Annotated in this window: 12 protein-coding genes; 11 read left to right on the top strand and 1 reads right to left on the bottom strand. The window is 45.9% G+C overall.

The features are described from left to right. The first annotated feature begins 288 nt into the window (after nt 1-288). From L4D06_RS13225 to L4D06_RS13210, 4 genes are all read left to right on the top strand, one after another. Nucleotides 289-951, top strand: coding sequence for a hypothetical protein (locus L4D06_RS13225; RefSeq protein ID WP_429739863.1), 663 nt, complete (start codon nt 289-291; stop codon nt 949-951). Nucleotides 952-1244: 293 nt separating this feature from the next. Next, entirely contained in the window at nt 1245-1781 is a 537-nt protein-coding gene (locus L4D06_RS13220) for a DUF4136 domain-containing protein (protein WP_429739862.1), read from the top strand. Between the two features lie 44 nt (nt 1782-1825). After that, entirely contained in the window at nt 1826-3106 is a 1281-nt protein-coding gene (locus tag L4D06_RS13215) for a cytosine deaminase (protein WP_429739861.1), read from the top strand. Nucleotides 3107-3281: 175 nt separating this feature from the next. After that, on the top strand, nt 3282-3857 hold the full coding sequence (locus tag L4D06_RS13210; RefSeq protein WP_274164838.1) for a chloramphenicol phosphotransferase CPT family protein: 576 nt from the start codon (nt 3282-3284) through the stop codon (nt 3855-3857). Between the two features lie 20 nt (nt 3858-3877). Here L4D06_RS13210 and L4D06_RS13205 read toward each other — a convergent pair whose 3' ends face one another. Next, nucleotides 3878-6550, bottom strand: coding sequence for a M4 family metallopeptidase (locus L4D06_RS13205; RefSeq protein WP_429739859.1), 2673 nt, complete (start codon nt 6548-6550; stop codon nt 3878-3880). Between the two features lie 385 nt (nt 6551-6935). Between L4D06_RS13205 and L4D06_RS13200 the strand changes: the two genes are divergently transcribed. From L4D06_RS13200 to L4D06_RS13170, 7 genes are all read left to right on the top strand, one after another. Beyond that, a complete protein-coding gene (locus L4D06_RS13200) occupies nt 6936-7835 on the top strand; it encodes a mechanosensitive ion channel family protein (RefSeq protein ID WP_274164840.1) in 900 nt (299 codons plus the stop codon). Nucleotides 7836-8067: 232 nt separating this feature from the next. Continuing rightward, nucleotides 8068-9384, top strand: coding sequence for an ABC transporter substrate-binding protein (locus L4D06_RS13195; protein ID WP_274164841.1), 1317 nt, complete (start codon nt 8068-8070; stop codon nt 9382-9384). A 65-nt stretch (nt 9385-9449) separates the two neighbouring features. Continuing rightward, nucleotides 9450-10310, top strand: a complete 861-nt coding sequence (locus L4D06_RS13190; protein ID WP_028023983.1) for a carbohydrate ABC transporter permease — start codon at nt 9450-9452, stop codon at nt 10308-10310. 9 nt (nt 10311-10319) lie between these two features. Then, on the top strand, nt 10320-11153 hold the full coding sequence (locus L4D06_RS13185; RefSeq protein WP_274164842.1) for a carbohydrate ABC transporter permease: 834 nt from the start codon (nt 10320-10322) through the stop codon (nt 11151-11153). Further along, nucleotides 11150-12253, top strand: coding sequence for an ABC transporter ATP-binding protein (locus L4D06_RS13180; protein ID WP_274164843.1), 1104 nt, complete (start codon nt 11150-11152; stop codon nt 12251-12253). Before L4D06_RS13185 ends, L4D06_RS13180 begins: the two co-directional genes overlap by 4 nt. Further along, a complete protein-coding gene (locus L4D06_RS13175; protein ID WP_429739856.1) occupies nt 12246-13646 on the top strand; it encodes a mannitol dehydrogenase family protein in 1401 nt (466 codons plus the stop codon). Before L4D06_RS13180 ends, L4D06_RS13175 begins: the two co-directional genes overlap by 8 nt. Beyond that, nucleotides 13643-14452, top strand: coding sequence for an L-iditol 2-dehydrogenase (locus L4D06_RS13170; protein WP_429739855.1), 810 nt, complete (start codon nt 13643-13645; stop codon nt 14450-14452). The genes L4D06_RS13175 and L4D06_RS13170 overlap by 4 nt, the downstream gene beginning before the upstream one ends. Nucleotides 14453-14454 lie beyond the last annotated feature (2 nt).

The raw sequence follows: 14454 nt of genomic DNA, 5'->3' as shown, positions 1-14454 counted from the left end.
ATTCCTTTTCAGCAATCTAAATCCGCAGAATAAAAAAAGACATTCAATCGTTCACTTTGGGTAGCTTGGGTATCAGGTAGCGCTGTAGTTTTATCAATTCGTTTCATCAATTCTTTCCGCCCAGCTCATTACAAACGCAAATGTTTGCCATTCATCGTCAGGATTCACCGTTTGTCGCACCGCACTTTTCATTGTCATTAATCAGGATAAAGTGACCCTAATAACCAAGTATGTTGAAACCACTTGGTACTCATCAAAAACCAGCGGTACATGAATGGAGTCAAGGATATGACCCTTAAAAACAATCTATTTGGTCGGTCACTGATCCTCGTTTTCGTTGTATTAACCAGCATTTTTCCCATTTGGTTCGCCCAAGTGAATGCTGATCCAGCCCCTAGAACACTGCAAGAATTCTTTCTCGACGCATCATCAGGAAGAAGTGAAGCAAGAGAGGTTGTATTGAGTTCAGTCGAGAGCCTACTGAGACAATACCCAAATGACCCGCTACTGACAGCCTATTACGGTAGTACACTGAGCATGAAAGCTCGGGATTCTTGGCTCCCCTGGAAGCAAGAAGAATACATTGCACTTGGCTTAGAAAACCTCAATAAATCGTTAAATCTTTTGAGCATGGATGCCTATTCCAAGCCTTATTATGGCCTTAACGAAGGAATTTTCACTCAATCCATCGCCGCAATCACATTCGTCAACAGCCCCGATTACTTCCATCAAAAAGAGCGTGGGTATGAGATGTTGAAGCACATGATGGCTTCTGAGCAATTACAAAATTATCCCTTTGGACCGCAAGCGTGGATACATATTGGTGCAGTAGAAGCTGCGCTAACCATGAAAGACGACAAAGTGGCTAAAGGGTGGGCTCAAAACATGCAAAAACTGGCACCTACACACCCAATGACTAAAAAAGCACTTTCTCTCACCACCAAAGCTTAATCAAGACGTCACACACGCTCATTTTCTCCATACCCCCATACCCAAGCACCTTTAAGTTGTTTGGGTATAAAAGTCTTTCATTTACTGTCTGTTGAAATCCAAGTTCACTCTCTGGCAACTTTTTCAGATTTTTGGTGGTCTTATTCAAGTCCTGTTCACATTTGGAATGTTAACGTTAATATCGTTCTAAGAAAGCACCTAGGACAATGAAGCAATACCTAAAGCGAATGCCCATCATGCTTGGCCACCTCTCGTTAGCGAAGCATAAATTTCACTGAACCCGAGAAAACACTATGTACTTACGCCTGATTTCACTCATTTTTATTCTGACGTTGGTAGGATGCGCAAAAAGTGTTTATACCGATTATGATCAACAATATGACTATAGCGACATACAGTCTTACAAGATTGTCAGTCCCGCCGGTTCAAACCCGACATCGCTAGACGATGGACGTATGAAGCAAGCGGTGAAAGAGGAGTTGACCGCCATGGGACTCATCGAAACTGGCAGTGAGCCAAACGTAAACGTTCGTTACTTCATTGAGCCCAAAACCGAGAATGTCGCTTATGGTTCATCCGTTCGATTTGGATATGGCTCTCGACGATTCGGCGTGGGTTATGAAACGCCAACTCGCTATGAAGAAAGAAGCTACGGGCAACTCGTTGTAGAAATGGTCAACACGACATCCAACCAAGTGATTTGGCGCGCCGTATCGAAGAGAAAACTGACTGACCGAATGACGCCAGCAAGTAAAAATGCCTTTATACAAGAGCAGATTAAAGAGATGTTTGAAGAGTTTCCGCCGACAGCAACGGAGCCTGAGTATTAATCTTAGGTCGACGATGAATATTCAATGACAGGGAAGATCGCTTGATGACAACTGATTTACTTATTACCAATGCCGTCATTCGAGGCCAAAATGCCCCGTCCAACATATTAATTAGAAATGGGATAATCTGCGCCATCGAAGCCACCGATATTCAAGTTGAATCAAATATCGTGACGATTGACGCTGAAGGCGGATTGGTACTTCCCCCATTTTGCGAGCCGCATGTTCATTTAGACACAACCCAAACGGCTGGCGAACCGAGTTGGAACATTTCAGGAACCTTATTTGAAGGAATTGAACGATGGTCAGAACGTAAAGCAACGCTATCGATTGAAGACGTGAAGGTACGAGCCAAACAAACACTAACATGGCAAATTGCCAACGGTATCCAACACGTTCGAACCCATGTTGATGTTTCTGACCCGACACTCATAGCATTAAAGGCAATGCTAGAAGTTAGAGAGGAGATGAAAGAATGGATTGATATTCAGATTGTCGCCTTTCCACAAGAAGGCATTCTTTCATACCCTAATGGAAAAGCCATTCTGGAAGAAGCCGTCAAACTGGGCGCAGACGTTGTGGGCGCAATTCCTCACTTTGAGTTCACTCGTGAATACGGCATTGAATCTCTGCATTTTGCCTTTGAATTGGCCCATCAATATGGCTGTCTCATCGACATACATTGCGATGAGATTGACGATGAGCAGTCCCGTTTCGTTGAAACCGTGGCAGCACTGGCGCATAAATACAGTATGGGCAGCAAGGTCACAGCCAGTCACACCACAGCGATGCATTCGTACAATGGCGCGTATACCTCTCGATTATTCCGCTTACTGAAACTGTCTGAAATTAACTTTGTTGCCAACCCTCTGGTCAACATTCATCTGCAAGGCCGCTTTGATGACTACCCAAAGCGTCGTGGTATCACTCGTGTCAAAGAGATGCTGGCCTCGAACATCAATGTATGTTTTGGCCACGATGATATCTTTGACCCTTGGTATCCACTCGGTACAGCGAACATGTTGCAGGTACTGCATATGGGGCTACATGTTTGTCAAATCATGGGATATGACCAACTCAACCAATCTCTCGATCTAATTACTCACCATTCAGCACGCACACTAAACATCGAGGCTAACTATGGGATCGCCGTTGGTAAACCAGGGAATCTTATCATCCTGCCTGCTGACAATGATTTTGATGCCGTTCGTCGGCAAGTGCCCGTGAGGTATTCCATTCGCTTTGGACGGGTGATCGCGCAAACCCAGCCTTCAATTACATCCGTTCACCTCAACACCACTGAAAATGTGACGTTTAAGCGCTAAGAACTCTGAACGGATTGAAGTCATACTTAGGGGGAATGAGAAGTAAGTGCAAAAACACTGGCGCTCTCCTAATAAATTTGCGACTCCCTATTCAATTGGTTATGACATGCCTATACACCTGAAAAATCTGTGTGTTTAAATCACTTAATGTCATTCCCGCTAGGTTGAAAACGTCATGTATCCACAAATCATTTTGCTCAATGGTACAGGTAGCTCAGGAAAAACCAGTATAGCTAACACCTTGATTGAACAGTTGCCCGTTCAATACCTTAACTTCAGCATTGATAGCGTACTCTACGCTTTACCGCCTAGTGACCTTGAAAAAATGATGGAAGGAAAAGCCATTACACGCCAAGGATATGATTACCCCACACTGGTACGCGGGTATCACCAAGCAGCAAAAGGGCTTGCAAACGCAGGATGTAAACTCATCCTCGATAATGCATGGATCCCAGATGAAGAAAAACGTGACATGCTAGAAGCATTTTCTGAGTTTGATGTTTGTCTCGTGGGAGTCAAATGCCACTTACTTGTAGCTATGGAGAGAGAACGCCAACGCGGAGATCGCGCCATTGGACTGGCGGAAAGCGAATACAACCATGTACACACCAATATGAACTACGACTTTGAAGTAGACACGACAACACTCTCCCCACAAGCCAATACCGATAAAATAATGACATTTCTAAAGAATAAACCTGTACTTTCAGGCGCATCCATCAGCAAAAAAGAGTTAGAACAGATCGCATGATCTGACATCGATGTCGCTAACTAACGTAGGTGAAGCCTACGATTTTTTGCTTGCTTAGAACCTAACAAGAACATCAACGCGAAGCAGTATAAAAATAGCGTGCTCCCACTTCCCCCTCCGCCTCCCGAATCGACTGTCGATTGAGGCGCCGTTGTTTCCGACATTGACAACGTTGCCCCTTCAAAAGCTTCTGAACCATATATCATCACATAGTATGTGCCTGCACTCATCCCCGACAATGAGCATGACTCCTGATTCGAACTGCCCCCTGACTGACAATCATACGACGTCGTTGTTGGCGCTACCCCTTCCCGAATGTAAAGATCGGCGTCTCCAATCCCCCCTGATAGTGAGACAGTCACCGTAGTAGAAGAAAGCGTTGATGCTCCTACACTTAAAGCGGATTTTAAAGATGATTGGTTAGACGCCAATACACCGGCATTCGTGACGGTGAACGAATAATAAATCGCTTCGCCAACCAACCCTTCAAGATTAGAAATCGGTGAATCTGGATCAATAGGCTGTGCACGCTCTTCAGGAGGCAGTACCACACTCCCCTGCTCGACGGCTAGCGTCACACCTGAGTAGCTACTGTAACCATGAAGCATGATGTAAACATCTTCACCCGCGCCACCAGTCACTTCACAGGTTTCGTTATTGCCATAGTAGTAAGGTCGGCAATCATAGTCAGATTGAGACGGGGCACTGCCCTTATTCACATACAGGTCAGCATCACCATCACCATTTGCAATACTCACGCGCACATCACTGCCATCTTCTGGCATCGCGAACTTATAGAACAGCATGTCACCACGAGAACCCGCTAGGTTCAAAAGGCTGTCGCCAATCGAAAGCACTTGTGGTGGTGTCAATGTGATATCCAACTCAATGGTTACGCCAGAAAAGCTCGTCTCACCCACCAGCAAGACATTGTATTCACCGCTACCTTGGAATGTGACATCACACACTTCATTGTTATCAGACCCTGTCGATGCACAATCATAGTCAGACGGTGAAGGCAGACCATTGTATTTCACAAACAGGTTCGCGTTGCCCGCACCTCCAGATAGCGTCACACTGGCACTGTCTGTGTTAACAGGTAGCGAAAAGTAGAACGACGTCTCTGAACCCAATCCACCACTCACATTGGTCACCGGGACCTCATCGATTAACTCGATTGAGTCCAAACACGCATATACACCGACCTGCTCAAACGCATTCACAACATCGGATGTGCTATAGCCAAGATCACTGGCAGCACGAACAACCCCACATCCGCCATCATCAAAATTCGAGTCGGCCTCCCAATAGAGTTTGTTAGCAAAAGCAAATGCTTCAAACGCTTTTCGTACATCCCAACCAGAGGTTGTGGCAAGAAGATAAAAAGCACGATTGAACACGCCGCTAGAATAATGAACATCCATGCCTGAGTAATATTCATTCGCATGGTCAATAGAGCGTCCGTCATCTGATGGCGTGATAAAATATCGCAGTCCACGACCGGTTTTAAATATGTCCGAGCCAACGACCCAATCAATCGTACCCTTCCAGTAATATTCGGCCGCTTCACCCGCTATGTCAGAAAAAGACTCATTAATACCGCCAGACATACCCGAATAAATCAGATTCGAGTTTTGACTTGTAAATCCATGGCTCACTTCATGCGCAGACACATTGACATCCACCAAAGGATAAAAGGTGCTGTAACCGTCGCCAAACGTCATTGAAGAGCCATTCCAAAACGCATTTTCATAGTTATTGCTGTAGTGAACACGCATGACCAACTGAAACGTTAACGGTGCCATACTTAGCCAGTCGTTATACATATCAAACACTAACTGGCCGAAAAAATGCGCGTCATTCAGCGGAGAGTAAGCACCATTTATCGTTTTGTATGAATTGGTATTACTCGCGTCATTACATGTATAGGAATAAGCCGTCGACCCGGATGTACCATGATTCAAATTGACGGTTTTCACGTTCGCATTTTCCATCTTGCATGTCGTACCCACTTTGTCGACCGCAAAACCCGCGTAATCTGAACCAAATACGTATTGCCCTGTTTTCTCATTGCCACCTGGGCCTCCACCTATATCAGATGCGTGCGCCAGACCTTCCCACATTTTCAAAATTTTACCGGTCTTAGCGTCAATATAAGCATGGGGCCGAGTCGGTTTTGTCGTCGGCATGAAAAAGCTCACTTCATACACGAGGTGGGGTTGAGTGTTTTCGTCAAGCCATACAAATAACTCGCTCGACTCATCTTCCGGCACGACAATATTGTTGTAAGGTGGGGAAGTAGGATGCTGATTCTTTAACAGTTGTCTCGCTCGATGATGGCTAACAGAAGGCGTTGTCTTCGTTAAGGTTTGGGATAGACCAACAACGCGTTTACCCCGTGCATTGGCGAATCCGTCAATGCCTTTGTCTGAAACAACCCGCCCTTTTCGGACAGGCAACCCTTGAAAATACTGCTGGTGCTTAGTTTTAACTTTGCCATTAGGAAGTACGACGGTTTCGGTAGGTACGAAGCCTGAGAATGGCGAACCTTGCTGCGTTGAGTAACCCGTCGGATGAGCATTTGACAAGATAGAGACATCGCCGTGGACAGATTCAACGATAGTTCCACTGGCTGACTCAGCGGAGAAAATTACTAAAAATAGCACTAAGCATTGGCATCGCAGTATCGACATTAACCCACCAGAATCTTATTTGAGACACATGATCTCTAATTAATAATGGTAGAGGTTTTGGAATTGATAAAGGCAGATACCGCAGTTCTTACTGCTTTTTTTTCGTTCACTTTTCACCCAACAAAAAGCGCCTTACTAAACGTTTGATACCGAAAGATTTCAACCTATTTCTGGTCTATGCCTCCAGTAAGCACAATGAACACGGCGTTGACTTTCGCTAACCGCTAGCAATCACCGAGCACGCTAAACTTGAAGCAATCACCTAAGCGCAATCAAGTTGAACTCAAAACAGTCACGTCCCTCTCTTGATAAGACGGTATATAGTCAGTAGTGTGGCAAAAAAGGTTTCTACCTATTGAATACACTCGTATAACAGGAAACGCCAGTGGAACAACTTCAGTCGCTCATCACGTTCTTTACTGAACACAAATTTCTCCTCACCTTACTGATCATTTTCGTTATCTGGACCATTCGACGCATCATGATCAAGCTCATCTGGGGCGATACCAACTTCCTGAGTGAAGAACAACGTAAGTGGATATCACAGACAAAGAATGGCTCTTTTACTCTTCTTCTCATCGTGATGTTTTTGGTTTGGCGATCAGAAATCAACGAATTTGCTTTGTCACTCACCGCCATCGCAGTCGCGGTCGTCGTTGCTTCAAAAGAAATCATTCTTTGCTTTACGGGATCGATTCAACGAGCCAGTTCTCGCTCGTTTCAGATTGGTGAATGGATCGAAGTGGGTTCATTGTGTGGTGAAGTGATCGAACACAACTTAATGGCAACCAAGATTCAAGAAATCGATCTTCACCATGGTACCTATAACTACACGGGAAAAACCGTTACTTTTCCCAATAGCTTGTTTTTTACCACACCCGTGAAAAACTTAAATTTCATGAAACGCTATGTTTATCATGAGTTTAAAATCACCGTAAAAGAAACAGCAAACCTCTACCCTATGGTGCCAAGTTTGCTCGCACGTATTGACGATCACTGTGAAGATTTCTATGAAGTTGCTACAAGATATAACCATATGATTGAGCGCCATGCTGGCGTAGATTTACCCGGTGCAGATCCACATATCCATGTAACATCAACCGATCTTGGCGACCCACAAGTACATATTCGCTTATTCTGCCCCACTGAACGTGCGCCAGAATTAGAGCAAATGATCAGGGAAGATTTTATGACGCTTTACTGTGAACGAATTCTCAAGCAAGCACCCGTTGCGATAGCGGATGACCTCCTATCAGAACTCGAATCGAATGCTCTTCACTGTTGATTCTCGCTAAAACGCACCACAAATCTGCCTAACCTAATGGGCAGATTTGTGTCTTATTTACCATCCAAACTCAGCATCAAATACCCTCTCTAAGTAAAAAAATCATCATTCCACATACGGAAAAGTACTTTTCTTCACTGCTTTTGTTCCCACACGTCTTTTTTTGTACTTTCATTGTTAAACAGATGTTAACAACAACCGATGTGCATCTTATAACCATGAGGAACTAAAAATGCTGTCTACAAGGAAAACGTTAACTGCCTTTGCCGCATGCTGTACCGCTTTCTCAATGTCTGCATACGCAGCTACTGAGTTGACCATTGCAACGGTCAACAACGGTCACATGATTGAAATGCAGAAACTTAGCGAAGAGTTCGAAAAACAAAACCCCGACATTAAACTCAATTGGGTAACACTAGAAGAAGGTGTACTTCGCCAGCGCGTCACCACTGATATCGCCACAAAAGGCGGACAGTTTGACGTGATGACTATCGGTATGTACGAAACACCAATCTGGGGCAAAAAAGGTTGGCTAAAAGAAATTGAAACCGACGAAGCCTATGATGTGGACGACCTACTTCCTGCGATGCGAGCAGGCCTGTCGGTAGATGACAAACTTTATGCTGTGCCATTTTATGGTGAAAGCTCAATGGTCATGTACCGCAAAGATCTCGTGGACAAAGCTGGCATGACAGTACCTGATCGTGCCACATGGGGCCACATCCGTGACGTAGCAGCGGCTATCCACGACCCTGACAACGGCGTTTATGGTATTTGTTTACGCGGTAAACCAGGCTGGGGCGACAACACTGCATTCGTAACCACCATGGCAAACTCATTTGGTGCGCAATGGTTCGACGAAGATTGGAAGCCACAGTTAAATTCACCTGAATGGAACCATGCTGTCAGCTTCTATGTAGACCTTCTCAGCACTTATGGTCCTCCAGGTTCGAGCTCTAACAGCTTCAACGAAATTCTTGCACTGTTCAACGAAGGTAAATGTGGCATGTGGATAGACGCCACGATTGCTGCATCATTCGTCACCGATCCAAAGCAGAGCAAAGTGCACGACAAAGTTGCTTTTGCACAGTCTCCTGTGGCTGTTACCGACCGCGGTGCAAACTGGCTTTGGGCATGGGCTTTGGCCGTTCCTTCTGCCACCAAAAATACGGAAGCCGCACAGAAATTCGTAACTTGGGCTACCTCGAAAGACTACATCAAGTTAGTGGCTGAGAAGAATGGTTGGGCAAGCGTGCCAACAGGTACACGCCAATCGACGTATGAAACACAAGCGTTCCTCGATGCAGCATCGTTTGCAGAAGCGGAATTGGCTGCAATCAACTCAGCAGACCCATCAAACAGCACACAGAACCCAAGCCCATATGTTGGCGTTCAGTTCGCTGCTATCCCAGAATTCCAAGCCATCGGTATTGCAACTGGACAACAATTGTCTTCTGCATTGGCGGGGAAAACCACGGTAGAAAAAGCGCTTCAAAGTGCAAACAAGTCAGCAGACCGCGAAATGCGTAAGTCTGGTTACTACAAGTAAAAGCACCTCCTTTGGCCGGGCAGCTATATGCCCGGCTTCATCTTCAGTTTTATTGGTAGTCGCTCATGCAAAAATGGTTGCCTCGACTGTTGGTTGCCCCATCCTTTATCAGCTTGCTGCTTTGGATGATCGTCCCGCTCTCTATGACGATATATTTCTCAACCATCAGATATAACCTACTTTACCCCGGAGAGAACGAGTTTGTCGGTTGGATGAACTTCGATTTCTTCTATACAGATGACGCATTCTGGCCAGCACTGTTCAATACCTTGACGTTAGTGGGCATGGTATTGGTGGTCACCGTACTCGGTGCGCTGCTGATTGCTATCGCACTCGACAAGCCCTTTTTTGGCCGTGGAATAGCACGCGTTTTACTGATCTCACCTTTTTTCATCATGCCAACAGTAAATGCGCTGATATGGAAAAACATGATGATGCACCCAGTTTACGGTGTACTGGCATCGCTTTGGGAAAGCGTCGGACTAGAGCCTATCGACTGGCTTACCCAGTTTCCGCTGGGATCAATCATCGCCATGATAAGTTGGCAATGGATGCCCTTCGCCCTCTTGATATTTATCACATCGTTGCAATCGATGGATCACGAGCAAAAAGAAGCAGCATTGCTTGATGGCGCAACGGGTTGGCAAGTATTCCGTTACCTCACATTGCCGCACCTAGCACGTCCAATTGCTGTTGTCATGATGATTGAAACTATCTTCATGCTATCCATATTTGCAGAGATTTTTGTCACTACGGGTGGTGGCCCTGGCTATGAATCGACCAACCTCGCGTATTTGATCTTCGCGCAAGCACTGATGCAATTTGATGTGGGTGTCGCCTCTGCTGGGGGACTGATTGCCGTCATTCTTGCCAACATTGTCGCGTTCTTTCTTATCCGAGCAATCGGCAAAAACTTGGTCGCTTAAGGAGGCATCATGGCTAAAGACGTTTCACTCATCGATCAAACCGGATGGCTCCGCCCAATTATTTGCTGGGCGCTGGCACTGCTGGTTTTCTTTCCAATTTTCATGATGTTAATTACGGCATTCAAAACAGAGCAGCAGGCAATTTCCGTTCCTCCTACGTTCATATTTGAACCAACCGCAGAGAACTTTGGCATTGTTCAAGAACGCAGCGACTACATGAAGTTTGCTATCAACTCCGTGATCACCGCATTTGGTTCCACTATTTTGGCTCTGATTATTGCTATTCCAGCAGCGTACTCGATGGCGTTTTATCCTCAAAAACGCACCAAAGATATGTTGTTGTGGATGCTATCCACCAAGATGTTGCCGGCCGTCGGCGTGCTGGTTCCTATCTACGTGTTATGTCAGAAGACAGGACTGTTAGATACCACCTTTGCGCTAACGATCATTTATACCTTGATTAACTTACCCATCGTGGTCTGGATGCTGTTCTCCTATTTCAAGGATATCCCGCGTGACATCCTTGAAGCCGTGCGTCTTGACGGCGCAGACACGCTAGGCGAAATCCGCCATGTTCTGCTGCCCTTATCACTAGGTGGTATTGCGTCAACAGCGCTTCTATCCATCGTGCTGAGTTGGAACGAAGCATTCTGGTCAATCAACCTGACTTCAGCCAATGCTGGAACCCTCGCCACCATGATTTCGACGTATTCCAGTCCGGAAGGGTTGTTCTGGGCGAAGTTGTCTGCTGCGTCCACACTCGCGTGTGCGCCTATCGTCATTCTTGGTTGGTTCTGTCAGAAACAACTGGTTCAAGGATTAACCTTTGGGGCTGTGAAATGAGTTACTTACAAGTCAAAAATCTCTATAAAAAATACGGCGAAACGCTGGCACTTAAGAACATTGATTTCGAAATCAAGAAAGGCGAGTTTGTGGTTTTTGTTGGCCCATCAGGCTGCGGGAAATCAACATTGCTTCGTACCATTGCGGGTTTAGAATCTTCGTCAGACGGTGACATTCATCTTGATGGTGAATCCATCATTGAAACCCATCCGTCAAAACGCGACGTGGCTATGGTATTCCAAAGTTACGCCTTGTATCCCCACATGTCGGTCAAAGACAACATGTCTTTTGCACTTAAGCTGGCGAAACGACCTCAGCAAGAAATCGAAGAAAAAGTTGGGAAGGTCGCAAAAGCGCTCAAGCTGGAAGCCTTGTTAGATCGCAAACCCAAGGCGCTTTCTGGTGGTCAACGCCAACGTGTTGCCATTGGGCGAGCCATTGTGAGAAACCCAAAAGTCTTCTTGTTTGATGAGCCTCTGTCTAACCTCGATGCTGCGTTGCGTGTCGAAATGCGTATTGAGCTTTCACGACTCCACCAAGAGTTAGAGAGCACCATGATCTACGTGACACACGACCAAATCGAAGCCATGACGCTCGCTGACAAAGTGGTGATCATGAGCCAAGGTGAAGTCGCACAAATCGGCACACCATTAGAACTGTACCATCAGCCAGCCAGTCGCTTTGTGGCGACATTTATCGGTACGCCTAAGATGAATGTCTTGCCCGTGAATAAGGTCGGTGATGGTGACACTCTTGATGTTCATTTTAACGATGACGCCAACATTCGCTTGTCCAAATCGGCCTATGAAGATCGCGCATTGTCTTCAGCCAGCATTGGTTTTCGCCCTGAATCGCTAACCCTTTGTGCCCCAGAAGATGGGGATCTCAAAGGCGATGTTGAAGTTATCGAGCAATTAGGTAGTGAAACGCTGACCTATGTCCGCACGTTAAGCGGAGAAACTATTGTGGTAAGAGCGGACCCCATCTACACACCGAAACTGCGTGACACCGTTGGTATAAAGCTAGATTCAGAAAAAGTGTACTTGTTTGATAGTGATGATAAAACCACCAACATCTACGGTGAGGTAAGTCATGTCTGAAAACAATCGTCTCGTTCACTTTGGCATCGGTGCCTTCCACCGAGGTCATCAAGCCTATTACCTGCAATTGCTGAACGATACCTTACCGGAAGAAGAGCACTGGTATTACACGGTCATCAATCTTCGGCAGGAAACACGAGCGATTCCAACGGTGCTGAAAAAACAAAACGGCAGTTACCACTTTAAACGAATTGCGCCGAATGGGTCGGCGCAATTCGTCAACATACGCAGTATTAATGCCGTTGAAGATGCCTCTGAAGACACAAGTGTGATTGCACAGGTTTTCAATGATGACAAGGTCAAGGCCATCACCATTACAGTGACCGAAGGCGGTTACTATTTAACGGATAGTGATGACCTCAACCTTGCACATCCCGAAATTGCGCACGATGTTGAGGTAATATGCCAACAACAAGGTCAGCCCAAAACGCTTTTTGGTTTTCTCACCTTGGCACTGATAACGCGCCAGAAAATGAAACATGGCGCTATCACTGTCGCGACTTGCGATAACTTGCGTGACAACGGTAATCGACTAAGAAATGTGTTTTATCAATTCCTTGAAGCCACCAAGCTAACTGACCTTATCGCTTGGCTTGATGAGAATGCTACATTCCCATGCTCCATGGTCGACAGAATTACGCCCGTACCCACTACATCACTGGTCGAAGAGGTTAAACAACACACCGGCATAGATGATGAGTGCCCCATCATGGGCGAGGATTTTGAACAATGGGTGATAGAAGACAAATTTGCGACAACGTTCCCGCCGCTGGAAACAGTAGGCGTCACGCTCACTAACAATGTCCATGCCTATGAGGAAGCAAAAATTCGCATTCTCAATGGCGGCCATTTCCTGCTGTCCTATGTTGGGGCACTGCGCGGTTACGTGACTTTTGACGAGAATATTCGCGATCCGGAACTCAATGAGTGGCTCAAGCAATATCACCAGAACGAAGTGATACCAACCATTTATGATCGTCCGTTTGATCTTGAAGCATACAGGGAAGTGATTATCTCCCGCTTTAGTAATCGTTATATCGCAGATTCCATTGAGCGCATCGCAATGGACAGCATTAGTAAGTTTCCGCAGTTCATTTTACCTACATTGAAACTCAATCTTGATAGGGATTACATGCCGACAGCCGCCATTAGGTTGATCGCATATTGGTATTGCTTTCTTGTACTCAATATCAGTGATCGTTTTGAGTTCAATTATAAAGATCCGTATATCTCAGTTGCACGAAAATGGATGCAAAGCCCTGAGCCGATCGAGGCATTTCTAAATGATTCTGATATTTGGCACGGGTTAACAACTCGCTTTCCCATGTTTAGCCAAGCCCTAGCAAATCAAATTCAGCAAACCTTAAACATCTACGAGGAGCGCTACCCATGACACTTGCACTAGAACACGACGGAAGGCCACTGCTTCAAGGAAAAGTGGCGTTGTTAACCGGTGCAAATGGAGGTATAGGTCTCGCAGTCACCGATGCTTATCTCGCCAGTGGCGCAAAGTGTGTTGTGGCTGATTTACCCAAGGATCCGTCAGCGGGTATTTCAGCCTTACTTGACCAATACGGTGACAGCCTTTGCTACCTGCATGCTGACATTACCAACGCAGAATCTCGTCAATTATTGGTGAGAACTACCTTGTCACAGTATGGCTCTATTGATGTGCTATTTAACAATGCCGCCGTGTTTGACATGGGCCCATTGCTTGACGCAACTGAAGCACAATTTGATCGGCTTTTCGATGTCAACGTCAAAGCCATGTTTTTCCTGATGCAAGCTGTTGCGAAAGAGATGATACAAGCAGGCAATGGCGGCAAAATCATCAACATGGCGTCACAAGCAGGTCGACGAGGAGAAGCGTTAGTTGCCCACTACTGCGCAACCAAAGCCGCCGTGATCAATTACACCCAATCTGCCGCCTTAGCATTGGCTGAGTATGGCATTACAGTGAACGGTATCTCACCTGGCGTCATAGATACGCCAATGTGGGACAATGTCGATGCCCTATTCGCAAAATACGAGCATCGCCCATTAGGCGAAAAGAAAAAACAAGTTGGCGAAGACGTCCCGCTGAAACGCATGGGTGTGCCCAACGATATTGCGGGTACAGCGTTATTTCTTGCCTCTCCACTTTCCGATTACATCACTGCCCAGACATACAATGTCGACGGCGGCAACGTCATGAGCTAAAC

This window comes from Enterovibrio makurazakiensis (assembly GCF_050336585.1).
Taxonomy (GTDB): domain Bacteria; phylum Pseudomonadota; class Gammaproteobacteria; order Enterobacterales; family Vibrionaceae; genus Enterovibrio; species Enterovibrio gelatinilyticus.
Note: the sequence above shows the minus strand (reverse complement) of the source record. Positions and strands in the feature narration are given on the sequence as shown.

What these genes read in the sequence shown, in the direction of transcription:
- L4D06_RS13185 (WP_274164842.1), top strand. Translation starts at nt 10,320, where the DNA reads ATGGCTAAAGACGTTTCACTCATCGATCAAACCGGATGGCTCCGCCCA.
- L4D06_RS13175 (WP_429739856.1), top strand. Translation starts at nt 12,246, where the DNA reads ATGTCTGAAAACAATCGTCTCGTTCACTTTGGCATCGGTGCCTTCCAC.
- L4D06_RS13180 (WP_274164843.1), top strand. Translation starts at nt 11,150, where the DNA reads ATGAGTTACTTACAAGTCAAAAATCTCTATAAAAAATACGGCGAAACG.
- L4D06_RS13215 (WP_429739861.1), top strand. Translation starts at nt 1,826, where the DNA reads ATGACAACTGATTTACTTATTACCAATGCCGTCATTCGAGGCCAAAAT.
- L4D06_RS13205 (WP_429739859.1), bottom strand. Translation starts at nt 6,550, where the DNA reads ATGTCGATACTGCGATGCCAATGCTTAGTGCTATTTTTAGTAATTTTC.
- L4D06_RS13170 (WP_429739855.1), top strand. Translation starts at nt 13,643, where the DNA reads ATGACACTTGCACTAGAACACGACGGAAGGCCACTGCTTCAAGGAAAA.
- L4D06_RS13225 (WP_429739863.1), top strand. Translation starts at nt 289, where the DNA reads ATGACCCTTAAAAACAATCTATTTGGTCGGTCACTGATCCTCGTTTTC.
- L4D06_RS13190 (WP_028023983.1), top strand. Translation starts at nt 9,450, where the DNA reads ATGCAAAAATGGTTGCCTCGACTGTTGGTTGCCCCATCCTTTATCAGC.
- L4D06_RS13195 (WP_274164841.1), top strand. Translation starts at nt 8,068, where the DNA reads ATGCTGTCTACAAGGAAAACGTTAACTGCCTTTGCCGCATGCTGTACC.
- L4D06_RS13210 (WP_274164838.1), top strand. Translation starts at nt 3,282, where the DNA reads ATGTATCCACAAATCATTTTGCTCAATGGTACAGGTAGCTCAGGAAAA.
- L4D06_RS13220 (WP_429739862.1), top strand. Translation starts at nt 1,245, where the DNA reads ATGTACTTACGCCTGATTTCACTCATTTTTATTCTGACGTTGGTAGGA.